Origin of the sequence: Pseudomonas sp. NFACC24-1, assembly GCF_900115235.1 — a bacterium.
Taxonomy (GTDB): domain Bacteria; phylum Pseudomonadota; class Gammaproteobacteria; order Pseudomonadales; family Pseudomonadaceae; genus Aquipseudomonas; species Aquipseudomonas fluorescens_AA.
This window is the reverse complement of sequence record NZ_FOVS01000018.1, coordinates 89,241-112,782: the sequence shown is the minus strand read 5'-3', so window position 1 is coordinate 112,782 and position 23,542 is coordinate 89,241. Positions and strand designations below refer to the sequence as shown.

At 59.5% G+C, this 23,542-nt stretch carries 25 protein-coding genes; 10 read left to right on the top strand and 15 right to left on the bottom strand.

From position 1 onward, the window contains the following. The first annotated feature begins 4 nt into the window (after window positions 1–4). On the top strand, window positions 5–763 hold the full coding sequence (locus BM317_RS17915; protein ID WP_092170438.1) for an SDR family NAD(P)-dependent oxidoreductase: 759 nt from the start codon (window positions 5–7) through the stop codon (window positions 761–763). A gap of 20 nt (window positions 764–783) precedes the next feature. Here the strand turns inward: BM317_RS17915 and BM317_RS17910 are convergent, their stop codons facing one another. Next, on the bottom strand, window positions 784–2,178 hold the full coding sequence (locus tag BM317_RS17910) for a heavy metal sensor histidine kinase (RefSeq protein WP_092170434.1): 1,395 nt from the start codon (window positions 2,176–2,178) through the stop codon (window positions 784–786). Continuing rightward, entirely contained in the window at window positions 2,151–2,846 is a 696-nt protein-coding gene (locus BM317_RS17905) for a heavy metal response regulator transcription factor (RefSeq protein WP_072405205.1), read from the bottom strand. The genes BM317_RS17910 and BM317_RS17905 overlap by 28 nt, the downstream gene beginning before the upstream one ends. A gap of 218 nt (window positions 2,847–3,064) precedes the next feature. On the opposite strand from BM317_RS17905, the gene BM317_RS17900 reads away from it, so the two are divergent. The 3 genes from BM317_RS17900 to BM317_RS17890 all read left to right on the top strand — a co-directional run bounded on the left by BM317_RS17900 (window position 3,065) and on the right by BM317_RS17890 (window position 5,135). Beyond that, the gene (locus BM317_RS17900; RefSeq protein WP_092170430.1) at window positions 3,065–3,676 is read left to right on the top strand and encodes a hypothetical protein; all 612 of its coding nucleotides are present in this window, start codon (window positions 3,065–3,067) and stop codon (window positions 3,674–3,676) included. A 72-nt stretch (window positions 3,677–3,748) separates the two neighbouring features. Further along, window positions 3,749–4,372, top strand: a complete 624-nt coding sequence (locus tag BM317_RS17895) for a cytochrome b/b6 domain-containing protein (protein ID WP_092170426.1) — start codon at window positions 3,749–3,751, stop codon at window positions 4,370–4,372. Continuing rightward, a complete protein-coding gene (locus BM317_RS17890) occupies window positions 4,365–5,135 on the top strand; it encodes a molybdopterin-dependent oxidoreductase (protein WP_092475482.1) in 771 nt (256 codons plus the stop codon). Before BM317_RS17895 ends, BM317_RS17890 begins: the two co-directional genes overlap by 8 nt. 49 nt (window positions 5,136–5,184) lie before the next feature. Here the strand turns inward: BM317_RS17890 and BM317_RS17885 are convergent, their stop codons facing one another. Continuing rightward, a complete protein-coding gene (locus BM317_RS17885) occupies window positions 5,185–7,197 on the bottom strand; it encodes a DKNYY domain-containing protein (protein WP_092475481.1) in 2,013 nt (670 codons plus the stop codon). A gap of 124 nt (window positions 7,198–7,321) precedes the next feature. Here BM317_RS17885 and BM317_RS17880 point away from each other — a divergent pair, with 124 nt between their 5' ends. Together BM317_RS17880 and BM317_RS17875 are read left to right on the top strand one after the other, a co-directional pair. Further along, a complete protein-coding gene (locus BM317_RS17880; protein ID WP_072405200.1) occupies window positions 7,322–7,558 on the top strand; it encodes a type II toxin-antitoxin system ParD family antitoxin in 237 nt (78 codons plus the stop codon). Beyond that, window positions 7,555–7,872: a type II toxin-antitoxin system RelE/ParE family toxin gene (locus BM317_RS17875; RefSeq protein ID WP_063320410.1), complete on the top strand. Its 318-nt coding sequence runs from the start codon at window positions 7,555–7,557 to the stop codon at window positions 7,870–7,872. Before BM317_RS17880 ends, BM317_RS17875 begins: the two co-directional genes overlap by 4 nt. Window positions 7,873–8,146: 274 nt before the next feature. Here the strand turns inward: BM317_RS17875 and BM317_RS17870 are convergent, their stop codons facing one another. The 4 genes from BM317_RS17870 to BM317_RS17855 all read right to left on the bottom strand — a co-directional run bounded on the left by BM317_RS17870 (window position 8,147) and on the right by BM317_RS17855 (window position 12,077). Beyond that, entirely contained in the window at window positions 8,147–8,410 is a 264-nt protein-coding gene (locus BM317_RS17870; protein ID WP_092170414.1) for a hypothetical protein, read from the bottom strand. A gap of 186 nt (window positions 8,411–8,596) precedes the next feature. After that, on the bottom strand, window positions 8,597–9,733 hold the full coding sequence (locus BM317_RS17865; RefSeq protein ID WP_092475499.1) for an FAD-binding oxidoreductase: 1,137 nt from the start codon (window positions 9,731–9,733) through the stop codon (window positions 8,597–8,599). A gap of 9 nt (window positions 9,734–9,742) precedes the next feature. Beyond that, window positions 9,743–10,999, bottom strand: coding sequence for an aromatic ring-hydroxylating oxygenase subunit alpha (locus BM317_RS17860; RefSeq protein ID WP_092475479.1), 1,257 nt, complete (start codon window positions 10,997–10,999; stop codon window positions 9,743–9,745). A gap of 139 nt (window positions 11,000–11,138) precedes the next feature. After that, the gene (locus tag BM317_RS17855) at window positions 11,139–12,077 is read right to left on the bottom strand and encodes a LysR substrate-binding domain-containing protein (RefSeq protein ID WP_092170404.1); all 939 of its coding nucleotides are present in this window, start codon (window positions 12,075–12,077) and stop codon (window positions 11,139–11,141) included. A gap of 368 nt (window positions 12,078–12,445) precedes the next feature. Between BM317_RS17855 and BM317_RS17850 the strand changes: the two genes are divergently transcribed. Both BM317_RS17850 and BM317_RS17845 read left to right on the top strand, forming a co-directional pair. Continuing rightward, entirely contained in the window at window positions 12,446–13,150 is a 705-nt protein-coding gene (locus tag BM317_RS17850; RefSeq protein WP_060738128.1) for a TetR/AcrR family transcriptional regulator, read from the top strand. Further along, a complete protein-coding gene (locus BM317_RS17845) occupies window positions 13,140–13,925 on the top strand; it encodes a pyrroline-5-carboxylate reductase family protein (protein WP_092475477.1) in 786 nt (261 codons plus the stop codon). Before BM317_RS17850 ends, BM317_RS17845 begins: the two co-directional genes overlap by 11 nt. 98 nt (window positions 13,926–14,023) lie before the next feature. Here the strand turns inward: BM317_RS17845 and BM317_RS17840 are convergent, their stop codons facing one another. Then, a complete protein-coding gene (locus tag BM317_RS17840) occupies window positions 14,024–14,545 on the bottom strand; it encodes a DUF4142 domain-containing protein (RefSeq protein ID WP_092475475.1) in 522 nt (173 codons plus the stop codon). A gap of 217 nt (window positions 14,546–14,762) precedes the next feature. On the opposite strand from BM317_RS17840, the gene BM317_RS17835 reads away from it, so the two are divergent. Continuing rightward, window positions 14,763–15,005: an HP1242/YdcH family protein gene (locus BM317_RS17835; RefSeq protein ID WP_060738125.1), complete on the top strand. Its 243-nt coding sequence runs from the start codon at window positions 14,763–14,765 to the stop codon at window positions 15,003–15,005. 216 nt (window positions 15,006–15,221) lie between these two features. Here the strand turns inward: BM317_RS17835 and BM317_RS17830 are convergent, their stop codons facing one another. The 4 genes from BM317_RS17830 to BM317_RS17815 all read right to left on the bottom strand — a co-directional run bounded on the left by BM317_RS17830 (window position 15,222) and on the right by BM317_RS17815 (window position 19,162). Next, a complete protein-coding gene (locus BM317_RS17830) occupies window positions 15,222–16,085 on the bottom strand; it encodes a LysR family transcriptional regulator (protein ID WP_092475474.1) in 864 nt (287 codons plus the stop codon). 64 nt (window positions 16,086–16,149) lie between these two features. Beyond that, window positions 16,150–17,868 carry a hydrogenase maturation protein gene (locus BM317_RS17825; protein ID WP_092475473.1) on the bottom strand — a complete coding sequence of 573 codons (1,719 nt, stop codon included), beginning with the start codon at window positions 17,866–17,868 and terminating at the stop codon, window positions 16,150–16,152. Between the two features lie 217 nt (window positions 17,869–18,085). Further along, window positions 18,086–18,400 carry an SCP2 sterol-binding domain-containing protein gene (locus BM317_RS17820; protein WP_060738123.1) on the bottom strand — a complete coding sequence of 105 codons (315 nt, stop codon included), beginning with the start codon at window positions 18,398–18,400 and terminating at the stop codon, window positions 18,086–18,088. 51 nt (window positions 18,401–18,451) lie between these two features. Next, complete coding sequence (locus tag BM317_RS17815) at window positions 18,452–19,162, bottom strand: histidine phosphatase family protein (RefSeq protein ID WP_092170378.1); 711 nt, start codon at window positions 19,160–19,162, stop codon at window positions 18,452–18,454. Between the two features lie 226 nt (window positions 19,163–19,388). On the opposite strand from BM317_RS17815, the gene sohB reads away from it, so the two are divergent. Then, complete coding sequence (sohB, locus tag BM317_RS17810; protein WP_092475472.1) at window positions 19,389–20,420, top strand: protease SohB; 1,032 nt, start codon at window positions 19,389–19,391, stop codon at window positions 20,418–20,420. Between the two features lie 202 nt (window positions 20,421–20,622). On the opposite strand, the gene BM317_RS17805 is transcribed toward sohB, so the two are convergent. The 3 genes from BM317_RS17805 to BM317_RS17795 form a co-directional block, all read right to left on the bottom strand. Beyond that, complete coding sequence (locus BM317_RS17805; protein ID WP_063322008.1) at window positions 20,623–21,117, bottom strand: DUF934 domain-containing protein; 495 nt, start codon at window positions 21,115–21,117, stop codon at window positions 20,623–20,625. After that, window positions 21,101–22,759, bottom strand: a complete 1,659-nt coding sequence (locus BM317_RS17800) for a nitrite/sulfite reductase (RefSeq protein WP_092170368.1) — start codon at window positions 22,757–22,759, stop codon at window positions 21,101–21,103. The genes BM317_RS17805 and BM317_RS17800 overlap by 17 nt, the downstream gene beginning before the upstream one ends. A gap of 546 nt (window positions 22,760–23,305) precedes the next feature. Next, window positions 23,306–23,524 carry a DUF2970 domain-containing protein gene (locus tag BM317_RS17795; protein WP_092170364.1) on the bottom strand — a complete coding sequence of 73 codons (219 nt, stop codon included), beginning with the start codon at window positions 23,522–23,524 and terminating at the stop codon, window positions 23,306–23,308. Window positions 23,525–23,542 lie beyond the last annotated feature (18 nt).

Sequence of the window (23,542 nt, the reverse complement as noted above, 5' to 3'; positions counted from 1 at the left end):
AGACATGACGGGTAAATTTATCAATCAAGTAGCGGTCGTCACGGGCGGCTCGACTGGAATCGGCTTTGCGATTGCCCAAGCCCTGTTAGCCGAGGGCGCCAAACGCGTCTATATCACTGGACGCTCGGCGGTAACGTTGGACGCCGCGGTTGCCGCATTGGGGAAGAATGCCGTGGCAGTGGTGTCCGATGTCGCCCGGCAGGCCGATCTGGATTCGCTCAAGGCACTGGTCGAAGGACGGGACGGTCAACTCGACGTGGTGTTTGCCAATGCCGGTATCTGCGAAAAAAATCCCTCGGGCGAAACGACTGAAGCCGCTTATTACAACATGTTCGATATAAACGTGAAGGGCGTATTTTTCACGGTTCAGACGCTGTTGCCATTGATGAAGGATGGCTCGTCAATCGTGCTGACCGCTTCCATTTGCTCCAGCAATGGGATGGAAGGCCTGAGTCTTTACAATGCGTCGAAGGCTGCGGTGCGTTCATTTGCACGTACTTGGGCCAATGAACTCAAAGGCCGAAAGATTCGCGCGAACGTGCTCAGCCCTGGCTTTACCAGGACGCCATTGATGGACAACGGACTGAAGATGGATGAGAGCCAGATCGAAGCCCTCAGAAATCACGTAGGACAAATCGTGCCGCTGGGCTACATGGCTCAACCGGAACAAATAGCGTCGGCCGCACTGTTCCTTGCCTCCGCTGACGCCAGTTATGTCAACGGTGTAGAACTGATGGTCGACGGTGGCCTCTCACAAATCTAAGCGATGTCCGGTTGTATTACTCAGGCAGTGGGGAATAAAAGCGAAAAGCGGATGGTCCCGGGCTTGGGCTGTTCGACACTCACAGTACCGCCATGCAATTGCATGATCGCCATGACGATGGCGAGGCCGAGGCCGTATGAGTCGGAGCTTTGGTGGCGGGAGGCATCGCCGCGGTAGAAACGGTCGAACAGTTTGCGCAGGGTTTCGTCGCTTAGCACGGGACCCTGATTCTCCACTTCAATTCGGCATCCGCCGTCGACTGCAACGACGCGCATCAGAATTTCACTGCCTTCGTCTGCATAGCGAATCGCGTTGGCGACCAGATTGCTCAGTGCTCGGCGCAGCAGCAAAGGGTCCGCGTGCACGGTGCCATCGCCCATAATCTTGAGGGTCATCTGCCGTTCTTCGGCCAGACCTTCGAAATAACCCGCGATGCGCTGTGATTCGTCATGCAGCGACAGTGGCTGGCGCTCGACCAGCGATTGCGCTTCGTCGGCGCGAGCGAGGAACAGGATGCTTTCGACGATCCGGGAAATACGCTCCAGTTCCTCAAGGTTCGAGGCGATAAGCGCCTGGTAGTCATCCTCGCTACGGCGCTGGCGCAGGGCGACCTGGCAGTGCCCCATCAACGAACCCACCGGCGTGCGTATTTCGTGAGCCAGGTCGGCGGAGAACTGCGTCAGTCGTTGATAACCCTTGGCAAGGCGATCGAGCATCGCGTTGTAGGCGTCACTCAGTTGTTGCAGTTCAACCGGTGTGTCGGCACTGTCCATCCGGCTGTCGAGCCGCTCAGGCGTTATGTTTGCCGCATGGGCGGCCATTTTGCGCAACGGGCGCAGACCGCGACGCAGCAGCACGTAACCGAGCATCGCCGTGAGCAGAAAGGCCAGGGTAACGGCCAGGTAAATACGTTCGCGAAACGCCGCGAGCATGGCCATTTCCTTGCCCATGAGGTGCGCGGCAGTCAGGCGAACTTCGCGCCCGCCCGAGGTGGTTTGTACGGAAGCGGCGCGCAGCGGTACTCCAGAGTCGGTCACGCCGCTGCGCAGGTCGTTGACGCTCAGCTTCGCCTCTGGGCCGATCACAGGCAGATCGGGCAGCGTGACGTTCAGCGGATTGACCCGGATCACCGGCTGCTGGCCGGGCTCCTCGATGATAAAAATATCGTCTTCGCTGTCGAGCATGTTCTTGAAAATCTGCGGGCTGTCACGCAGCTTCTCGATGGCCAGTTCGTAATGCAGCAGTTTGCGGAAGTGATCCAGACGGCCCATGACCGCGTGATCGCTGTAGATCAGTACCGAGGCTTTCATCGACTGGTACAAGTAGAACCCGGCCCCGGCCACGGCGAGCATGGCCACCAGTGAGAACGCCAGGGTCGAGCGCAGGGTCAGGGATGGTTGGCGTCGGGTCCGCATGGCCTCACCTCGCACACATAGCCGATACCGCGAATGGTATGGATCAGTTTGATTGGGTAGGGCTGGTCGACCTTGCTGCGCAGGCGTTTGACGGCCACGTCCACGACGTTGGTATCGCTGTCGAAATTCATGTCCCAGACTTCCGAAGCAATTTGCGCCCGGGACAGGACATCGCCTTCGCGGCGCAGAAACAGATGCAGCAGGGCGAACTCCTTGTTGGTCAACACAATCACTTGCTGCTGGCGCGTGACGCGGCGACGCACCAGGTCCAGCTCCAGGTCGGCGATGTGAAAATGATCGGCTTCGCGCACCACGCCACGGCGCAGGATGGTGCGAATGCGCAACAGCAATTCGGTGAAGGAAAACGGTTTGACCAGATAGTCATCGGCGCCCAGTTCCAAACCGCGAATGCGGTCATGCAACTGATCGCGAGCGGTGAGAAACAGCACCGGCACATCTTGCTTGGCGCGCAATAGCTCGATGATTTGAAATCCGTCGATGCCGGGCAACATCACATCCAGCACGATCAGGTCGTAGGACGTTTGCAGGGCCATGTGCAAGCCATCGGCGCCGTGCTGGGTCCAGTCGACGTTGTAGCCGGACTCGCCAAGTCCCTTTTTCAGGTACTCGCCGGTTTTGGTGTCGTCTTCGATCAGCAGGATATGCATCGTCAGGGGGCGCTCGGATCTCTTTTATAACGGGATTCAACCCGCGGTATCGGTTTCTCAGGATTGCAGTGTAACCAGCTGAGAAGGTTGAGTCGGTTACATTTCTGTCATTCGTAAAGGCGCCGTTGCGAATGACAGAAATGTCATTCGGCGGTCATCGTGAGGTCCCGATCCGGGGGCGAGGATAGCGGCACTTAAACCCGTGAGGAATTGTCGCAATGAAGCTCAAGACTGCTCTGTCCACCACCTTCGGTTTGCTGATGCTCAGCGCCGCTGTCATGGCCACTGCGGCCGATATGCCGGTGATCAAGCCGCTGCGGGGCACCGTCGAAAGTGTCAACAACAACACGCTGACCTTCACCACCCGTTCCGGCGCACAGCAGACCATAGGTCTGACTGACAAGACCGGTATCAACCGGGTATCAAAGACTGATATCGATTCGATCAAAGCCGACAGCTTCGTGGGCTCTGCAGCCATTCCACAGGCCGACGGTTCGCTGAAGGCGCTGGAAGTCACCGTATTCGAGTCCAGCCTCAAGGGCAGCGGTGAAGGTCACTATGGTTGGCAAAATGCGGATGGCAGCACAGGCACCATGACCAACGGCACCGTGGGCAAATTGTCCAAAGCCAATGGCCGCACGCTGACCGTCAATTACAAGGGCGGCGAGAAGCAACTCGTCGTGCCGCAAGATGTACCCATCGCCTACGTGGAACCAGGCAAAGCCAATGAGTTGGTCAAAGGCGCGAAAATTGTCGTGTTCCCGGCCGAGGGTGGCACAACCGCACGCGGTATTGCCGTCGGTAAGGATGGGTTCCAGCCACCGATGTAATCACCTGAACAGGTTGGAGCGACGCCGTCCGGCATCGCTCCAGCGCACGGATGGTTTCTGAGTGGGAAAAACATGAGTAAAGAATCAATCCATTCCTGGCCCGTCCGCCTCGCCCATTGGCTCAACGCCATCAGCATGACCTGCATGTTCATGAGCGGTTGGGCGATTTACAACGCCTCTCCGTTGTTCGCCTTCAAGTTTCCGGTGGCGTTGACGGTGGGCGGCTGGCTTGGCGGCTCACTGGCCTGGCACTTTGCGTTTATGTGGCTGCTGTTCATCAACGGCCTTGTCTATGTGCTGTACGGATTGATCAGCCGCCATTTCAAACGTGATTGGTTGCCGATCAGCCTCCCAGCGCTAAAACATGATTTGACCGATGCACTGCGTTTTCGACTGGTGCACGAGAAGGGCGTTTACAACGCGGTGCAGCGCTTGATGTATTGGATGGTGCTGGCGGCAGGGGTACTGGTCGTCGTCTCGGGGCTGGCGATCTGGAAGCCCATCCAACTGCAAGAACTGGTCGCGCTCCTGGGCGGCTACGACATTGCCCGGTACGTGCATTTCGCGGCGATGGTGGTGATTGGCGCGTTCGTGATTGTGCATTTGATCTTGGTGATGCTGGTGCCGAAGACCTTGCTGCCCATGATCACGGGCGGTGTACGGCCCATTGAAAGCGGAAAAACCGACCATGATTGAGCCCGAAAAACGCTCTATTCAGCGCATCAAGCTTGAGCCCGCACAGCAGCTTCAGTTGGAAAACGTCCAGCGCCGGAACTTTCTTCGGGGTGGCTTGACCATCGGCGCGATGGCGATGCTGAGCGGTTGTAACCTGCAGGACGGCGATCAGGTCGATAAGGTGCTGTGGGCGATGTCGCGCTGGAACGACCGGGTTCAGGCCTGGCTGTTCAGTGGGCAGAAACTGGCGCCGACCTTCACCAAGGCGCAAATGACCACGCCATTTCCATTCAATGCATTCTACGGTCAGGACGATATCCCGGAAGTGGATCTGCCCAGTTATTCGCTGGCCGTCTCCGGACGGGTACGGGACAAGGCGCCGTGGACCCTCGAAGGCTTGCGCAAACTGCCGCAGCGCACTGACATTACGCGTCTGATCTGTGTTGAAGGCTGGAGCGCCATCGGGCAGTGGGGGGGCGTGCCGCTGAAAACCTTCCTGGAACACATCGGGGCCGACACCACGGCTAACTTTGTCGGCTTCAAGTGTGCCGACCGTTATTACTCCAGCCTGGACATGCCGACGGCATTGCATCCGCAAACGCTACTGGCACTTGATTACGGTGAAGTCGCCTTGCCGCCGGAGTATGGCTATCCACTACGGGTTCGAGTACCGACCAAGCTGGGCTTCAAAAACCCCAAGCACATCGTTGAGATTTTCGTCAGTCATGATAATCCAGGCGGATATTGGGAAGATCAGGGCTATAACTGGTTTAGCGGGATCTGATGAAGCAAACGTGTGAACAACTGGAAAAGGCTACAGTCGATACCCTCTGTTACGCCGGCAGACCAAGCGATTCCCGATACTGCGCTTCATCGACCTCGGTCAGCGTCGCATAACCGTCGTAATGGTAGACCCGATGCCTGTCACGGGCGTAGCGCTCATTCAGGAACTCGAGGGTGGCCAGGTCGATCCGCTTGGCGCTCAACGGGCGGCGGTGACAGAACAACTTGCGCGTGCCCAGTTGCAGGAAGTCGGGATGGGGCACGCGGACCTCGTCGGGGTCGAACGCCACGTCCAGCGGCTTGCCTTCCGAGAAGATCAGCGTAGGGCTTACGGCGTAAGTGCCGAGAATGCGGGTATCCGAAGGATGTAGCTTTTTTTTCGCCTCGCCGTAGTAATACACCGTGTCCTGATCCTTGGCCCAGCCATGGCCGCAGGATTCGAACGTAGCCGCTTGGGCCCTACGAATCGGTTCCGGGGGATGGTAAAAAACCCGGTGGCAGAACACCGTCTTGCCGTCGGTCAGGTAGGGTGGGCCGAGTGAGCGAAAATGTTCCGCCGATTCCGGGGAAAAACGTTCGGGGACTTCCGTGTCGGCGTTATGGAATGGGATCAGATACAAGCCGTTGGCATCGCCGCACAGATGCGTGTCCAGCAATTTGAAACTCGCTGCGTCCAGCCCGTTGATCACACGTCCATGGAAGTACACCTGGTCACCCAGTTCGAAACCGAGACCGATGGCCTGTAGCTGCAACGTGTCCGTGTATGTTTGCGCGGCTTCAGGTGGTGCCTGCAAGCGGTGCCACCAATACCCTTGCAACTGCGGATGCGCTTCGAAGTAAGGCGCCCACGCCGCTTGCATGGCCGCATCGATGATGCCGCCAGAGCCCAGTGGGCCGTGCTTGTCACCTGCCAGCACGGGCGAGTCATCCTGGTCATTACGACAGGGCTGGGTCACGACGAAGCTCTCCACGTCGACATCGAGGCGTTTCTGGCGCCTGTAGACGTGTTGGTGATCACGGTAGTAATCGAACCCCAAATGACGAAAACTCGGGCCATGGGCATCGCGCAGGCGGGTCCCGGCGGCGTAGACGTACTGGTCGTCCACGGCAAAATACTCATCCTCGTATTCGCGGGCGCTGAGCACGCGACCGCACGCATCGAATGCTGGCTGCCAGCACTGGAGCAGGTGGAAGTCTCCCACGTAGCGAATGGTTTTTCCGGTCAGGTAATAGGCGCGTTGCTTGTCCTTGGCGTAGCGTTCGTTAAGCACGGTGAAGGTCGCCAGGTCGGCATTGTCGATGCGGTAGAAGTATTCATAAGAAATGCTCGAACCCTGCTGCGCTTGCACGATGATCGACTGCCCATCGGTGCCCCAGCGTTGGGCGAGCATCTGGAAGTCATCCGGGTTGGCGACCGGCAGCGGCGTGCCGTCCTTCTGGTGCAGGGGCTTGAAGCCCCTATAGACTTGATCGTCGATCACTCGATAGGACGGGTGGTTGCAATAGCGCACCCGCGCCGTGGCGCTGGCGATAATGTGCCCCTGCAAAAAGAGATGCGCACCGTCGCAGAACAGCGCGGACGCTGAAGTCACCGAGGCCGGGGACGAGGCCAGCAGGGCCAGCCTGTCGGGTTGCGCCTCGTGGATTTGGGTGATCGCGTACTCGCCGAACCAATAGGCACCGGTTGCGTCACGCCAGTACTGGTGGCCGAGGCTTTCCAGGCCCTTGTCGAACCGAAACGGCAAGGGCTGCAGCGCATGGTAGCCGTGGCGCTCCCGGTAGGCCGGAAGCAGGTAGTAATCACGCAGGGCTTCGCGCAACACCCAAGGGTTGCGTCGATGCCGCCAAACCGGCTGACCGGCCAGCAAGGGCGAGTGCGGATAGCGCCCCGCGCTGGCACATTGTGCCAACTCGCCGGGCTGTGTGCCTTGAGGGTTGAGCATGATGTACACATCAGGCACTTGCCCATCGCCCAGCAGCACACCGTCCATGAATGCGAAGCCTTGATGCCATTCAAGGTTCAGCGGTTCCCAGTCAGCAATAGCAGTCTCTATGTCTGTCATGTCATTGCGATCTGCACGTTTCATGGTTGGCCAAAGACGACAAGCTTCACCCGAGTTCGACCCCTGGCGAGGCTGGCCCAAGAGTGTATACTTTGGCAAATTTTGTCAAAAAACAGGCAAAGTCATGAGTACCATGAACATCTCCCTGCCGGACGCTCTCAAATCATTCATAGATGATCAGGTTAGCCAGAGAGGCTACAGCACCAGTAGCGAATATGTGCGGGAGCTGATTCGCAAGGATCAGGATCGGCAGCACCTGCGTGGCTTGATACTGGCCGGGGCGGAGTCTGCTCCCACTGCTCCTGTGAATGGCGACTACTTCGAATCCCTTCGGGCCAAGGTGCGCAAGGGGAGAGGATGAAGGCGAAACCCGTCATTGCGCGAGCTCTTGCCAGCCAGGATGTAGAGGACGCCATCAACTATTACCTAGGCGAGCAGGCAGAGCAGGCGGCACTCAATTTCATCGACGCCTTGGAAAACGCCTATATGCACATCAGCCGCCATCCGGCATCGGGTATGTCCAGGTACGCCCATGAGCTGGATGTCCCCGGATTACTCTGCTGGCCGCTGAAACGTTATCCCTATCTGGTGTTCTACGTGGAGTGCAACGAACACATTGACGTATGGCGAGTTCTACACGCCATGCGGGACATTCCTGAATGGATGTCATCATGAATCAAGCGAACCCGTTGGCGACAATGACGTAGCCCAATCTGCAAAGATTGGGCTTTTTTACGCCTGAAAATAGGGACCACCAAACCAAAGATCCCCGCTGCCACGCTCAAAAAATGAACTTGAACAGCGCAATCACCACGATCAGGCCAATCAGGAAAATGATACCTACGGTGCCGCCAAGGAATTTCAACATAGTAACGCTCTCATCAGGTGGGCTTAATCGTCTAGACCACCACCGATAATGCTCGTTTCGTCGAATATTCATGCGTGATGATCAATGGACCGCAAAGGACCTTGGCACTGGCACGTGTTCGAATTTGGAAATGGTCTTGATCCAGTAGCGGCGGTAGTCCGTCTGGTCCGGTGCCAGCGGCTTGTGGCTGGACCATGGGTGTTTCTCCCTCAGGCTGGCGCGGTACGCTTCCCATTCTTTCTGCTCGGCCACTTCCCGGGCTTTGCTCCGGTCGTCGAACCAGCCCAGCACGTAGGCTTCGCCCTGGTCCGTGCCGTGCGCTATCAGCAAATAAATCTCTGTCATGACTGACCTACCGTTCTGTCCTGCGCCCCAGTGGCGGGGTCTTATCCTGGGTATCGGCCGTTATCGGCGGTTTTTGAGATTGATCGCAGAAAAACGCTGAGCCCAGAGGTGCGCCTGACGAATTTTCGAAATGGCGATAAATGGCCCCCACGCTCACTGGCGCAAGCGCTGGTGCCTGAGGCAAGGCTAAAGATCAAGGACCAAGTCTGAGGTGGGTTTGCTGCAGCACAGCAAGCGCAGGCCTTTGTCGATTTCCCGCTGCCTGATGCCGCCGTTGTGATGCATGTCCACCGTGCCCTGGAGCAGGGCCGTCTTGCAGGTGCCACAAACGCCCTGGCTGCAGGAGGAGGGCACGATCGCGCCGGCTTTCCTGGCGGCAGACAACACGGTCTGATGGCCCGGCATGCTGAACGTCTTGCCCGAGCGCGACAGGGTCACGGTGAAGACGTCCTGTTGATTGAGCGAAGCCGCCTGCTCGATCAAAGGTTCTTCATTCAGTGCGGCAATGTCGAAGCTTTCCTGGTGATAGTGGGCGAAGTCGAATGCCGCCTCCCTGAGCAGCGACTTGACCGCTTCCATGTAACCCTGGGGGCCGCAGGTAAAGATTTCCCGTTCCTGGTAATCCGGCACGTGCTGGCTCAACAACGACAAATCGAGCCGGCCTATCGGTTGCTGCCATTGAACGGTGTCGCCGAGACCTTCGCAAACACTGATGACCCGCAACCCCGGCATGGCGGCCTGCATGCGCGTCAGTTCTCCGTGGAAGATGATGTCGGTGGGCGTGCGGGCGCTGTGCACGAAAACGATGTCGAGGTTGCCGGCCATGTCGCAGGCGGCCTGGGTCATCGACATCAGGGGCGTTACACCGGAACCGGCGGACAGGTACAACCACTTGGTCGCCGGATGGCCGACCGGTGTGAAGCTGCCCGCCGGGCCGCAGGCCCTCAGGTTGTCGCCGGGCTTGAGGTGGTCATGCAGCCAGTTCGACACCGCGCCCCCCGGTACGCGCTTGACGGTAATGGAAAACGCAAACGGCCGGGTCGGGGAGGACGACAGGGTGTAGCAGCGGGCAATGGTCTGCCCGCCAATGACCGGTGAGATCGTGATGAATTGACCGGGCTCGAAGCTCAGGGCGCTGAAGTCCGCACAGCGGAAAATGAAGGTTTTGACGTCATGGGTTTCCTGGCGCACAGCGCAGCATTGCAGGGTTTTCTGTTCACCGCTGTGCCATTGCGCACCGAACGTGCCCCAGGTGGCCGGGTCGGTAAAACGTTGGAGCACGCTGGCATGTCCAGGGCGCGTCAGGTTTTCGTAAGTCGTCATGATCATTGCTCACACGCCATGGGCGGCCAGACGCGCCGCGTACCAGCGAGAGAACTGGTCGACATAGGTTTCGGTGAAGGCCGAGAACGGCCCGGGCGTGTAGGCAGGATCCTGGGTACCGCTGTGGGTGATGCCGACGAGGCTGGCGTCCTGCTGGTTGGTCGCGACCCAGACTTCGGTCAGCTTATCCATCTGGTAATCGACGCCTTCGACGGCATCGGCATGGACCAGCCATTTGGTGCGCACCAGGGTTTTATCGGGCGCCAGCGGGATGATGTAGGAGACCACGGCATGGTCGCTCATGATGTGGGTCCACGAGTTGTGCGTCCAAAGATGCACGTCGCCCAAGTCGCGGCGCGTGAGCTCGCCAAACAGCCGGGTGCACGCCACGCGGGTGTCCAGGGTCTGGGATTCGCCGTTGCCGGCAATGGTCAGTCGCTGCGAGCGAAACTGGGTCACGGCGTCTTCGCCCAGGTGCTCGACGGCATCGCAGATATAACCTTCGTGCTCCCAGTTGGCCTTGGTCTCGGCATTGCGGCGGTGATACTCCGCCAGCGCCTGGAGTGAATCCTCCCCCAGCCCGTCGGTGCAGAAACCGAAATCTTCGGGCAGGAAAGAGGCAGTCAATTCCGGGTGGGTGGCGGCGCAGTGATAACACTCGCGGTTATTTTCGATCACCAGTTTCCAATTGCCGTTCTCGATGATTTCCGATTCGTAGGCGATCTTGGAATGGGCGAGGTCATATTGGGCGAAACGCGGTGTCATGACCTGGTCAAGGTACAGGATGTCTTCCGGCGGTTCGTCGCCCAGGCAGACGAAGACATGGGTGCCGACGACTCGAGTGTGCACCGGGATCAGGCTTTTGCATTTAGGGTCGAAGTCCTGGCCCATGTGTGCCGCATGTTTCAGGCTGCCATCCAGGTCGTATGTCCACTGGTGATAGGGGCAGACCAGCATGCCCACCGTTGACTTGCCAGCCTGTTTCAAGCGCGCCCCGCGGTGCCGGCAAACGTTGCGAAAGGCCTGCACATGCTCATCATCGTCGCGCACCAGGAGGATGGAGGATTTGCCGATATCGAGGGTGGAGACATCCCCAGGTTCGGGGACGTCGCTGGTGACCCCCACCAGAATCCAATGCCGGGTGAAAAAGATATCGACATCGGTTTCAAAAATATCCTGGCGACCAAACAAACCGCCCGGCATGCCATGGCCCGGCGTGCGGTCGGTCAGAAGTTCACGATGGGTCTTCACGGTATTAATTGTCATTATGGGTCTCGCTCAAACGCAAAGTTGATCAGGCGGCGAGTACAGTTTGGAAAGGTGGGATAAGACCGTCAACGCGCTTTATTTTCACGCTCGCATAACTTTGCGTTATGCGTAAAAGTGGTCTTGAACATCTATGTAATCAATGGCTTAGATGGCTGTCATCGCGCAGCCAATCGATCAGTGCCTGGGTGATGGGCTCAAGTTTCCGACCGTTCGGAATAACCAGGTAATAAGCGTCTTTTGGCTTGACCACGTAGGGCGTAATTCTGATCAGTTCACCACTGTTGAGCCGGTGCGCGATCAGCCGGCTCCAGCCCAGTGCAATGCCATGGCCTTGAATAGCCGCCTCGATCGCATCGTTATAGGAACTGCAGCGAAATGAATAGTTGAGCTTGGGGCGCATATCGCCCAGTTCCCGGCACCAACGGTTCCAGGTCATCCAGCCTTCCAGGGTGGAGTCCGAATCAATCAGCGCCGTGTCCAGGAAATCGGTAACGGATGAAGGGGCTGCGTTGGCGGCAAGCCAGGCCGGTGCGCAAACGGGAAACACTTCTTCATCGAACAGGAAAACCGAACTGCCATCCTCCCATTTTCCATTGCCGAAACGGATGGCCAGGTCGACGTCATCGCGGTATGAACTGGGCGAGACCTGTTGCGTCAGCAAGCGCAACTTCAACTTCGGTTGCAGGGTGCGCAGGGCAATCAACCGGGGGAGTATTCTCAAGTGAGAAAACGCTTCCGTGCAGGCGATGGTGATCTCCTGTTCACCAATGCCCTCGGCAATTTTGTCGAAGACACTGGCCATGCGATGAATGGACTCCGCGACGACCAGATGCAGGACGTAGCCTTCGTGCGTCAGCTTGATCGACCGATGAAGGCGGTGGAACAGCTTGGTCTCCAGGGTCTCTTCCAACAACCGGATCTGTTTGCTGACGGCGGCCTGCGTCACGCCCAGCTCTTGGGCGGCCAGGGTGAAACTGGCCAGCCGCGCCACGGCTTCGAATTCCAGCAACGCCGTCATCGACGGTATCAACCGCCGATAGCCCTTGACCTTTTTATCGATATCGCTGGGTTGCATAGGTGTGTTTCAACGCTGTGCCTGATGACTCACGCCATCGAAGATCAGATGAAGGGGGTGACGAAGGCAGTTGTTCCGGCATTCTTTGGCCGGATGGCGAAGTTCTTTCAGCGGCGTTCAGCAAAAAATCATAATGGCGGCTCGTTGTTGTTTTAGAGTCCTTGCCTCTTGGAGATACAACCCGGCGCGCCTCACGGACAGGTTGTTTCATGCCTGGGTCCGGCTTGTTTAATGGGGACGGTGGTCGGATCTCCATGATGCTGGACTTTAAGTACTCAAGACGGCCGGGTCAATAAAATGTACTCATGTGTACATTAAGGGATCGTCAGGGTACATTTCTATCTCGTATTTGAAGAAGGAGGCGCACGATGCCGCAGGTAGGGAAGGCCCGTAGCAAGGCCCAGGACGCAGGTTGGCGCGGCTCGCCGGAGGGTTGGCTGGAAGCGGCCTACGTGGCCCTGAAAGAGTCGGGCATCGATGCGGTTCGGGTCATGCCGCTGGCCAAGCGCCTGGGGTTGTCACGCACCAGCTTCTACTGGTTTTTCGAGGACCGTGAGCAACTGCTGGCTGCTTTGCTGTCGCGTTGGCGGGAGACCAACACGGGGGGGCTGATCCGGCAAAGTGAAAGCTATGCCGAAAGCATTTCCGAGGCGATCCTGAATGTGTTCGAGTGCTGGCTCAACCCGCAATTGTTCGATTCGCAATTCGAGTTCGCCGTGCGCAGCTGGGCGCTTCAGTCTGCTGAAGTGGCCCAAGAGGTGGCGGTGGTGGACGAGCAGCGCATGAACGCCCTGGCGAACATGTTCAAGCGCTTTGGCTACGACAGCCAAGGAGCTGATGCCCGGGCCCGAACGATCTATCTGACGCAGATCGGTTACATCACCATGAACACGACAGAGTTGATCACCGTGCGCTTCCAGCGCATCCCGCATTACGTGAGCATCTTCACCGGCAAAGTCCCCAAGCAGCGGGAGCTGGATCGTTTCTACGGGAAGTTCGGTTATGCCGAAAAAGAACCCGGGGTCTTTGTGCCCCTGACCGATACGTTCGAAGGTCACGGCGATGATCAATGAGACCGTGGGGATCATTGGCGGCACCGGCTGGTTGGGCGGCGCGATTGCCAAGGCAGTCCTGGAGAAGGGGCTGGTGCCGGCGGGCAACCTGATCATTTCCAATCGCTCGGGCAACCACCCGCTGGCTCAACAAGGTGCTTGCCTGGTCACGGACAACCAGGACCTGGTGGATCGCAGCGACGTGGTGATCATCGCCGTTCGCCCCGAGCATTTCGCCAGCCTGGGCATCAATGCGACGGGTAAGACGGTGATCTCCCTGATGGCCGGGATCACGGCGCAGGCGATTGCTGTGCAGACCTCGACTTCAGCGGTCGTGCGGGCGATGCCCAACGCGGCGGTGGAAATCGGCCAGTCCTTTACGCCTTGGTATGGGTTGGGTGCGATAGCGCTGCCGCTGAAAAGCCTCGTGCAACAGCTGTTCGAGTGCGTGGGCACTGCGGTTGAGGTCGAAAAAGAAGATTACATTGACTACCTCTCCGCGCTCTCGGGCACTGGCCCGGCCTTTCCGGCCTTGTTGATGACGGCGCTGGCCCGCCAGGCGATGCTGGCCGGCATACCGGGCGACATCGCACAGTTGGCCGCGAAAAGTGTCGTGGTCAACAGCAGCCAGTTGCTGGCGAGCCGTGATGCCCAGCAGATGATCGACGCCTTGGTGGCTTACCGGGGTGTCACGGCCGCCGCCTTGCAGGTGATGAGCCGGGGGGATTTCGAAGAACAGGTGGGAAGGGCGTTGCAGGCGGGTGCCGCGGTTGCGCGCAAGGGGCTTGAGGCCTGATAGAAGTCCGGTGTACGAAAACGGCGCCTTCCAGTCTTGGGAGAAGCGCCGTTTTTCCTTGAACGAGCCCTATGGCGGCTCAAGTAGCGGGTTTACCGTTACTTGCTAGGATGGGCCGCCTGGAGTTTCTTGGCTTCATCCAGGTGATGTTGCAGGTCCGGCAGCATCTTCTGGGCGAACGCCTTGAGTTCGGTGTTGCCAGCTTTCTTGTCGTCGGTAACGGTCTCGGCTTCTTTCTTGAACAGGGCGATGGTTTCTTCGTGGGCCTTGACCTGGTTGTTGGCGAAGGCCGCATCAAAGGACTCATCGCGCACCTCGAGAATCTTCGCCTTGGCTTTCTTCATCAACGTGGTGTCGTCGGGCACTTCGATGTCATGTTTTTTCGCCAGCGCCTTCAGCTCTTCGTTGGCCTTGGTGTGGTCGGTGATCATCTTGTTGGCGAACGCCTTGATGTCCGCCGATTGGCTTTTTTCCAAGGCCAGTTTGCTGGTTTCGATTTCCGCGAGGCCACCGGCCACCGCTTCGTCGACGAAGTCGTTGGAAGTCGCGGCCCAGGCCATGCCCATGCTGGTACTCAGGGCAACTGCCAGGCCGAGTTGACGCAGGATGAATTTGTCCATAAGTAAGTCTCCATACAGGTTGAACGAGCGATTCTTGTCGTCTCTGATCAATGGAGGGTTATGCCCAGGCAAAGGTTTGATCGCCAAGCGATCCGGGACGACGAACGGTCACCGCTGGTCGGATTGGCGGTCGACAGAACCCCGTTCAAGAGGCCATCCTGATAATCGACGGGCGTTGAAAGGACGCCTGCCACCGATCCATCAAAGGAGGTGTTCCATGCCGGTGTCTCACGATTTGTGCCAGGATCTCAACTACACAAAAGATCAAATCCAGCAAAAACGCAGCGAGAATCCAAGGCTCGACTCGTTACTTCAACAATACTCCCAACTTGATGCCAAGGTGGTCGATGCCGAGAAACCGTCCTCCGCCGCGCTGCCCGCCGACGTTTTGGAGACGCTCAAGAAGAAGCGATTGCTGATCAAGGACGAGATCGTGGATCACATGCAGAGCGAGCCATAGAACCCGACCCTTAGTATCGCGAAGGGCTTTTGTAGCCAGGAATTGCTCCCGCTGGGTTGCGACGGTAGGAGCTGCCGAGTGCAACGAGGCTGCGATCTTTCCACCGGCGATTGAGTCGCAAGAGAAAGATCGCCTGCTTCGCCAGCGCCTGAAAAGCGGGAGCAATCCCTGGCCATGTCAGGTTTTCATTCCAGGCAAGTCTTGCTTGAGCAGGTGTCAGGTCAATGGATCCCAGCGCTGCGACCAGTCGCTGCCGGACTTGACGATCTCTCGCAGCACATCGAATGCCTGCTGCAACGCCGCTGAATCCCGATCGCGGGAATAGACCAGGTAAGTCGGGTAATTGAACTCCGGTGCCTTGGACACCCGTTCCAGGATTCCGCTGTCCAGGTAGCTCTGTACGACCCGCGTGCGGAAGTAACCGCTGCCGCCGTTTTCCAGGATGTATTGCAGGGCCAGCGGGCCGAGGTTGAAGGTCACGGCGGCCTTGGCCTTGTCTGGCAGCGCGGTGTCGTGTTGGCGCCGGAAGTCCGCGCTCCAGTCGATATACACGTAGGGTTCGGGACGGGCGGCCAGGCGCACCAGGATGAGTTTTTCTTCCAGCAGTTGTTCTACTTGCAGGCGCGGCCAGTATTCGGGCTGATAGACCACCGCCGCATCCAGCAGGCCCAGTTCCAACTGTTGCAGCAGCTTCTCGCCATCGCGAATGTCCATGCGCAGGGCGTGACCGGGGATCTTCTGGCGCAGCTCTCCGGCCCAGGCGAGCATCAACGGGTTGCACAGGCTGACCTCGCCTCCCAGGTGCAGGACGTTGCGATAACCCTCGGGCAGCGGCAGGTCACGGCGGGCCGCTTCCCAGGTTTGCACCAACTGGTTGGCGTAGACCACAAAGGCTTCGCCGTCGGCGGTCAAGCGGGCGCCGGCACGATTGCGCACGAACAGCGCGCAGCCGAGCTGGCTTTCGAGCTTCTGGACCCGGGCGGTGATCGCCGTTTGGGTCACGTGCAGCTTTTCGGCGGCTGCGGCGAGGCTGCCGTGGCGGACGATTTCCAGGAAAGTGCGGGCGAGGTCGATGTCCATGTTCAGGCCGATGCGGGGAAAGCGGGCATTGTAAGAGCTGCCAAGCCTTCCCCGATACCGGGAGTTACTGGACGGCCTGGGCCTGTCTTGTCCGCGCCCAGGGGGCAACCAGGCGTTCGGGCGTACCGCAGGCCTTGTGCTTGAAGACGAAACGACGGCATTTGTCGGCGAAGCCGTGGCGATTGTCCACCATGTCGAGGCGCATCTGTGCGAGTTCGTCATCGCGACACGCCTGGATCGCCGACAGGCTCCGTTCGGCCTTGCGCGTCCGGATGCTTTCATAGGTCGGATCGAGCAGCGCGCGGTTGGCTCGCTGCAGCAGCCACAGGCCGAACTCGTCGGGGCAACGCGGGCCGATCTCCTGGACCATGCCGTAGCGCAACGCCTGCAAGGCGCTGATGGGCAGGCAGTCCTGGGTGAGCTTCCAAGCCATGTCCGGACCGACCGCGCGGGGCAGGCTGTAGGTCCAGTATTCAGAACCGTACAGGCCCATGGTCGCGTAATGGGGGTTGAGCACAATGTCACGGCGCGCGAGCACGATATCGGCGGCCAGGGCCAGCATCACACCGCCGGCCCCGGCGTTCCCCGTCAGGCCGCTGACCACCAGTTGCCGGGCGCTGAACAGCTCCAGGCAAACGTCGTCGATGGCTTGTATGTTGGCCCAGGCTTCCAGGCCCGGCTCGGCGGCGGCCTGGATCACGTTCAGGTGCACGCCGTTGGAAAAGCTGCCGCGCCCACCACGGATCAACAGCACCTGGGTGTCCCGGGACTTGGCCCAGCGCAATGCCGCCGCCAGGCGCTGGCATTGCTCAGTGCTCATCGCCCCGTTATAGAACTCGAAGGTCAGCTCCCCGACATGGCCGCATTCCCGGTAACGAATGGGTTGATAGGGTTCGTCGCTGAACGGCTGCCGGTCCAGGGAACTGTCGAGCACCGGGATGCCTTCGAGGTGGTTCGACAGTACATGGCGCGCCGGGCGCTTGAAGGTCTGTTCGCCGGGTTGCGGCTTGCGGCGCAGTGCGCCGATCCACAGGCTGGCATCCCCCGTCGCCACCAGCACCGCATCGTCACGCACGGCCAACAGCTCGCCGGGCCGGCCGTGGCGAACGTCCGGATGGGCGTCGTACAGGTAAAACTGTTCGCCGGCCAGGCTTGCGAGCACGCCGGGCTGACCGTCCGCGGCGTCGATGCAACGCTTGATGAAACCGCTGCTGTCGTGCCAGCTGAAGCTGCGATCATCCTGGGTCATGTTCGGTTGCAGGCGCCCGATCACGTCATGGCGGCCATAGTCCAGTGGCACCGGGACGAAACCGCAACGGTATTTTTCCACGACCTCGCGGATGCAACGAATGGCCGCGTCGCTGACCGGACCGTTATACAGCTCCGATTTACGCAGGCCTTTGGGCAGGTCGAATTCCCACGTGGCCCAGACTGGCCCGGCGTCCATTTCCTCCAACGCCTGCAATGCGGTGACCCCCCAGCGTTCGGATTGCCGGGTGATCGCCCAGTCCAGGGCACTGGCACCGCGATCGCCGACAATCCCCGGATGAATGATCACCACCGGGCGCCGTGGGTTGCGCCACAACTGCTCGGGTACGCGGTCCTTGAGAAACGGACAGATCACCAAGTGGGCGCCGCTTTCTTCGATTTGCCGGCAGACCGAGGCCGGATCGGTGAACAGCACGACGCTAGGGCGATAGCCGGCCTCGCGCAGGTCCAGCCAGGCGCGTTGGGTCAGGCCGTTGAAGGCACTCGACAGCAAAATGATCTTCAGTGTGGGCATGAGTCTCTCTTCCGTGAGATGAGCAGGCGCCGGCTCCCGATGAGCCGTCCCTGGCTTGATGGAAGCGCTACATTAGCGACTGGGGGAGGAGCGACAACTGACAGGGATCAAGGTTGTGAGTGCAAGGCAGAATCAGCGGAGGGCAGAAACACGAATCCCGCCACGGGGGCGGGATTCGTTTGCAATCAAAAGGCTCGCGAGGAAGGCGAACTCAATCTCAGGCTGGGAACAGCTCGGACAGTTTCATGGCCAGCATCATGTCGCCTTCGGCGCGCAGCTTGCCACCCATGAACGCTTGCATGCCGTCGGTGCTGCCGTCGACGATGCCTTGCAGGGTTTCGCCATCCATCACCAGGGTGACCTGGGCGTCCGGGTTTTCACCTTCCTGCAGTTCGCAGGTGCTGTCCTTGACGATCAGCGAGAAATGCTTGGATTCATCGATGCGGAAACCGAATACCAGGTCCAGGCCGGCTGCGGCGGCTGGGTTGAACTTGGCTTTCATGGCTTGTACGGCGTCGGCTACGGAGGTCATGGTTTCGATCCTTATTTGGGTGGTACAGCAAGGGTCTACAGTAATCCGGACTCAGCGAAAGGTGATGAGGTCCGGGGCCTTCAACAGTTGCAGGTGGGCATGGCTGTTGAAGGAAGCCAGGGCCACCTCGCGGCCCCTGAATTTCAGGTGGTTGAGCGAGGTGTTGACGATTTGCCAGTTCAGTTCGAAGGCCTGTCGGGCCGGTATCCGGGTGATCAGGTGGAGCAGGGCGGTGATGGTGCCGCCGGAGGTGAACACGGCGATCTTGTGGGTGTTGTCGGCTTGCTCCAGGATGCGCTGCAGGCCGGCCTGGACCCGCTCGACGAACCCCAGCCAGCTTTCGAGACCGGGCGGGTCATACCGGCCGCTCAGCCAGCGCTCGACGATCAGCACGAAGATACGCTGGAATTCGGCGCGGTTCTGCGCGGCGTTGCGCAGGATATGCACCGCCTCGGGTTCCTGGGGGAGCATGTCCGGCAACAGGGCGCGAATGACCGCATCGGCATCGAACTCGTTGAACGCCGGGTCGATTTCCAATTCGGGGACCGGCATGCCGGCGGCGGACATCTGGCCCAGCGCACCGACGGCGGTATCCTGTTGGCGCCGCAGGTCACCGGAGAGGCAGCGGTCGAATACGACACCGAGCTCGGCAAGGTGGTCGCCGAGCACTTGCGCCTGGCGTACGCCATTGGGCGAGAGGACATCGTAGTCGTCCGCACCAAAGGAGGCCTGGCCATGTCGAATCAGATAGATACTGCCCACGTCCGCGTCATCCCGGTACGTTGAAGGTTTGGCGAGGTTATGGGGATGGCGGTGAGCTGTCAATGAAAAAACATACGCTTGTTTGAAATGCCCGTTGCAGCCTTGCCCTGCCTCGCTCGCGTCAAGGTAACCATAGGTTTCTTGGCTGGTCGCGACGCAGGCGCATGGGTATGCTGGGGCTGTCACGCGCCTGCGTTCAGTGGCGCATTGCATTTAAGGAGTTGCTGTGGAGTTTTTCATCGAGTACGCCGGTTTCCTGGCCAAGACCGTGACGCTGGTGATCGCCATCCTGGTGGTGCTGGCCAGTTTTGCTGCGCTGCGCAGCAAGGGGCGGCGCAAGTCGGCCGGCCAGTTGCAGGTGAGCAAACTCAACGATTTCTACAAGGGGTTGCGTGAGCGCCTGGAACAGACGTTGCTGGACAAGGATCAGCTCAAGGCCTTGCGCAAGGCCGAAGGCAAGGCTCAAAAGGCCGGGAAGAAAAACAAGGACAAGCCGGCGGCCAAGCCCCGGGTGTTCGTGCTGGACTTCGACGGTGACATCAAGGCCTCGGCCACCGAGAGCCTGCGTCATGAAATCACCGCGCTGCTGACCCTGGCGACGCCGAAGGATGAAGTGGTGCTGCGCCTGGAAAGTGGTGGCGGCATGGTCCACAGCTATGGCCTGGCCTCGTCGCAACTGGCGCGGATCCGTCAGGCTGGCGTGCCGCTGACCGTCTGCATCGACAAGGTGGCGGCCAGCGGCGGCTACATGATGGCGTGCATCGGCGAGAAGATCATCAGCGCTCCCTTCGCGATCCTGGGCTCCATCGGCGTCGTCGCGCAATTGCCCAACGTCAACCGTCTGCTGAAGAAACATGACATCGATTTCGAAGTGTTGACGGCCGGTGAGTACAAACGCACGTTGACGGTGTTCGGCGAAAATACCGAGAAGGGCCGGGAGAAGTTCCAGGAAGACCTGGACATCACCCACGAACTGTTCAAGAACTTCGTGTCCAACTATCGCCCGCAACTGGCCATCGATGAAGTGGCGACCGGTGAGGTCTGGCTGGGTGTCGCGGCGCAGGGCAAGGGCTTGGTGGACGAGCTGAAAACCAGCGACGAGTACCTGGCCGAACGGGCCAAGGGTGCCGAGCTGTACTACCTGCACTACGCCGAACGCAAAAGCCTGCAGGAACGCATTGGCATGGCGGCTAGTGGTTCGGTGGATCGCGTGCTGCTCAGTTGGTGGAGCCGCCTGACCCAGCAGCGGTTCTGGTAATCCGCGCAGCCCGCCCCCGCACTGCCCTGTGGGAGCGGGCTTGCTCGCGAAGGCGGTCTGTCTGAATAGATGATGCTGGCTGTGACGCCGCCTTCGCGAGCAAGCCCGCTCCCACAGGGGGCTGGGCCGCCACGGTGGGGACCATCAAATGAAAAAGCCCTGAACCGGCACACCCGGATCAGGGCTTTTTCATGGGGCTGTTTCAGCGACGACGGAACAGTGGCAGCGGTTCGTCAGTGGCAGCCTGGTAGGTCACCGAGAAGTCCTTGAGGCTTTCGAGGGCCTCAAAGGGGTCTTTGTCGGCGCGCAAGGCAAAGGCGTCGAAACCGCAGCGGCGCATGTAGAACAGCTGGTCGCGCAGCACGTCGCCAATCGCCCGCAATTCACCCTTGAAACCATAGCGGTCACGCAGCAGGCGGGCGTTGGAGTAGCTGCGTCCGTCGGTGAAGGCCGGGAAGTTCAGGGCGATGACCTGCAACTGGTTGGCGTCTTCGCCGATTTCTTCCGCTTCCTCGTCGGCGTCCAGCCACACACCCAGGCCGCCGTCGCGGGCCTTGAGGGCATGGGCATGATCGCGCCACAGGGCCAGTGGCACGATCAGGTCGTCGCAGTTGGAGATGCCATCGAGGGTCGCGTCCTTGGGCAACAGGTGCCAGGTTTCGTCGATGACCTCGTTGTTCTTAATGATTCGCTGCATAGACGCGTTCCTTGAAGAGGTCGATGCCAATACGTTGGTAAGTGTCGATGAAGCGCTCGTCCGCGGTACGTTGTTCGATGTACACGTCGATCAGCTTCTCGATCACGTCAGGCATGTCATCCTGGGCAAACGACGGGCCGAGGATCTTGCCCAGGCTGGCGTCGCGGCTGCCGCTGCCGCCCAGGGAGACCTGGTAGAACTCTTCGCCTTTCTTGTCCACGCCCAGGATGCCGATGTGGCCGACGTGGTGGTGACCACAGGCGTTCATGCAGCCGGAAATGTTCAGGTCCAGCTCGCCGATGTCGAACAGGTAGTCCAGGTCATCGAAACGACGCTGGATCGATTCGGCGATAGGGATCGACTTGGCGTTGGCCAGGGAGCAGAAGTCGCCGCCCGGGCAGCAGATCATGTCGGTCAGCAGGCCGATGTTCGGGGTGGCGAAACCTTGTTCGCGCAGCTCGCCCCACAGGGTGAACAACTGGCTCTGTTCAACGTCCGCCAGGATGATGTTCTGCTCGTGGGAGGTGCGCAGCTGGCCGAAACTGTAGCGCTCGGCCAGGTCGGCCACGGCGTCCAGTTGCTTGTCGGTGATGTCGCCCGGTGCCACGCCGGTGGGTTTCAGGGACAGGGTCACCGCGACATAACCCGGCTTCTTGTGGGCCAGGGTGTTGCGGGTGCGCCAGCGGGCGAAGCCCGGGTGTTCCTTGTCCAGGGCTGCCAGTTCGGCGTCCTGATTGCCCAGGGCCTTGTAGTCTGGATCGACGAAATGCTTGGCCACACGATGGACTTCGGCTTCGGTCAGGGTCGTCTGGCCGCCACGCAGGTGAGCCATCTCGGCTTCGACCTTCTCGGCGAACACTTCAGGCGTCAGGGCCTTGACCAGGATCTTGATCCGCGCCTTGTACTTGTTGTCACGACGGCCGTAGCGGTTGTACACCCGCAGGATGGCGTCGAGGTAGCTCAGCAGGTCCTGCCACGGCAGGAACTCGTTGATGAACGCGCCAACCACCGGGGTACGCCCCAGGCCGCCGCCCACGAGCACACGGAAGCCCAGTTCGCCGGCTGCGTTGTAGACCGTCTCCAGGCCGATGTCGTGGACTTCGATGGCCGCACGGTCCGAACTCGAACCGTTGATGGCGATCTTGAACTTGCGCGGCAGGTAGGCGAATTCCGGGTGGAACGTCGTCCACTGGCGAACGATTTCGCACCACGGCCGCGGGTCGATCAACTCGTCGGCCGCGACACCGGCGAACTGGTCGGTGGTGACGTTGCGCAGGCAGTTGCCGCTGGTCTGGATCGCGTGCATCTGCACGGTGGCCAGCTCGGCCAGGATCTCGGGCACATCTTCCAGGGCCGGCCAGTTGTACTGGACGTTCTGCCGGGTACTGATGTGGGCATAGCCCTTGTCATAGTCCCGGGCAATTTGCGCCAGCTTGCGCACCTGGCGTGAAGTCAGCTGGCCATAAGGCACAGCCACGCGCAGCATCGGGGCGAAGCGCTGGATATACAGGCCATTCTGCAAGCGCAGAGGGCGGAATTCTTCTTCGCTCAGCTCGCCTGCCAGATAGCGTCGGGTCTGATCACGGAACTGCTTGACGCGGTCCTCGATGATTCGCTGATCGTACTCGTCATATACGTACATATAAGTCTCGGTCTCAGGCTTGGGCCGATCAGAAACAGCTGCATGTTGGCTCGCTGGAATCGGGTTCTGCCTCGGCAATTCTGCGCGCACGGCCGCGCACTCCTAGAGGAGCCGGTGCAAGATACCTGTTTTGAGTTATGCGCAAAAGTGATGTTTGAGTATATGTAAAGAACCAAATCGACTAATGAGATTGATTATTGCCTAACCCACATTTGTCGTACGGGCAATCATCGTCTTAACTGTGGTCGAGTCCCTATGCAATCACCTACAAAACCGACAAGAGGCGATGCAATGAGCAATCCGACCAAAGCAAGGAAAAGCGACAGTACTGTTGATGCCTGGGCCATTTTGTTTCTGATTATCCTGGTGGTGGGCACCGCAGTGTTCTGGGTCAGTCACCAGTAAACGGTTTATCCCTGGCGATGAAAAACCTGTGGGAGCGAGCTTGCTCGCGATAGCGGTGGTTCAGTCGGATTGATGTCGACTGGTGCACCGTGATCGCGAGCAAGCTCGCTCCCACAGGGTCATATGTTGTGTTGGAGAGCGTTACAACCCCGCCAGATGCACCACCAGCTTGACGATGCCAAACAGCGTCAAGGCGAAAATCACCGTGAACGTGATCCCCAATATCACGAAGTGACTCGGCTTGCCGTGGGTGAAATCCCGGGCGCGGTTCTTGCCACTCTGTACGCCGAAGGCGGCGGCCAGCACGCTGTGCATCATCTGCCACAGGGTCGGCGGCTTGTTGTCGACTGGATCGTCCATAAATCCCTCGTCTGCCAT

Excerpts from the sequence above, each read along its gene's own strand:
- BM317_RS17915 (WP_092170438.1), top strand. The coding sequence starts at position 5 with ATGACGGGTAAATTTATCAATCAAGTAGCGGTCGTCACGGGCGGCTCG.
- BM317_RS17910 (WP_092170434.1), bottom strand. The coding sequence starts at position 2,178 with ATGCGGACCCGACGCCAACCATCCCTGACCCTGCGCTCGACCCTGGCG.
- BM317_RS17905 (WP_072405205.1), bottom strand. The coding sequence starts at position 2,846 with ATGCATATCCTGCTGATCGAAGACGACACCAAAACCGGCGAGTACCTG.
- BM317_RS17900 (WP_092170430.1), top strand. The coding sequence starts at position 3,065 with ATGAAGCTCAAGACTGCTCTGTCCACCACCTTCGGTTTGCTGATGCTC.
- BM317_RS17895 (WP_092170426.1), top strand. The coding sequence starts at position 3,749 with ATGAGTAAAGAATCAATCCATTCCTGGCCCGTCCGCCTCGCCCATTGG.
- BM317_RS17890 (WP_092475482.1), top strand. The coding sequence starts at position 4,365 with ATGATTGAGCCCGAAAAACGCTCTATTCAGCGCATCAAGCTTGAGCCC.
- BM317_RS17885 (WP_092475481.1), bottom strand. The coding sequence starts at position 7,197 with ATGACAGACATAGAGACTGCTATTGCTGACTGGGAACCGCTGAACCTT.
- BM317_RS17880 (WP_072405200.1), top strand. The coding sequence starts at position 7,322 with ATGAGTACCATGAACATCTCCCTGCCGGACGCTCTCAAATCATTCATA.
- BM317_RS17875 (WP_063320410.1), top strand. The coding sequence starts at position 7,555 with ATGAAGGCGAAACCCGTCATTGCGCGAGCTCTTGCCAGCCAGGATGTA.
- BM317_RS17870 (WP_092170414.1), bottom strand. The coding sequence starts at position 8,410 with ATGACAGAGATTTATTTGCTGATAGCGCACGGCACGGACCAGGGCGAA.
- BM317_RS17865 (WP_092475499.1), bottom strand. The coding sequence starts at position 9,733 with ATGACGACTTACGAAAACCTGACGCGCCCTGGACATGCCAGCGTGCTC.
- BM317_RS17860 (WP_092475479.1), bottom strand. The coding sequence starts at position 10,999 with ATGACAATTAATACCGTGAAGACCCATCGTGAACTTCTGACCGACCGC.
- BM317_RS17855 (WP_092170404.1), bottom strand. The coding sequence starts at position 12,077 with ATGCAACCCAGCGATATCGATAAAAAGGTCAAGGGCTATCGGCGGTTG.
- BM317_RS17850 (WP_060738128.1), top strand. The coding sequence starts at position 12,446 with ATGCCGCAGGTAGGGAAGGCCCGTAGCAAGGCCCAGGACGCAGGTTGG.
- BM317_RS17845 (WP_092475477.1), top strand. The coding sequence starts at position 13,140 with ATGATCAATGAGACCGTGGGGATCATTGGCGGCACCGGCTGGTTGGGC.
- BM317_RS17840 (WP_092475475.1), bottom strand. The coding sequence starts at position 14,545 with ATGGACAAATTCATCCTGCGTCAACTCGGCCTGGCAGTTGCCCTGAGT.
- BM317_RS17835 (WP_060738125.1), top strand. The coding sequence starts at position 14,763 with ATGCCGGTGTCTCACGATTTGTGCCAGGATCTCAACTACACAAAAGAT.
- BM317_RS17830 (WP_092475474.1), bottom strand. The coding sequence starts at position 16,085 with ATGGACATCGACCTCGCCCGCACTTTCCTGGAAATCGTCCGCCACGGC.
- BM317_RS17825 (WP_092475473.1), bottom strand. The coding sequence starts at position 17,868 with ATGCCCACACTGAAGATCATTTTGCTGTCGAGTGCCTTCAACGGCCTG.
- BM317_RS17820 (WP_060738123.1), bottom strand. The coding sequence starts at position 18,400 with ATGACCTCCGTAGCCGACGCCGTACAAGCCATGAAAGCCAAGTTCAAC.
- BM317_RS17805 (WP_063322008.1), bottom strand. The coding sequence starts at position 21,117 with ATGCAGCGAATCATTAAGAACAACGAGGTCATCGACGAAACCTGGCAC.
- BM317_RS17800 (WP_092170368.1), bottom strand. The coding sequence starts at position 22,759 with ATGTACGTATATGACGAGTACGATCAGCGAATCATCGAGGACCGCGTC.
- BM317_RS17795 (WP_092170364.1), bottom strand. The coding sequence starts at position 23,524 with ATGGACGATCCAGTCGACAACAAGCCGCCGACCCTGTGGCAGATGATG.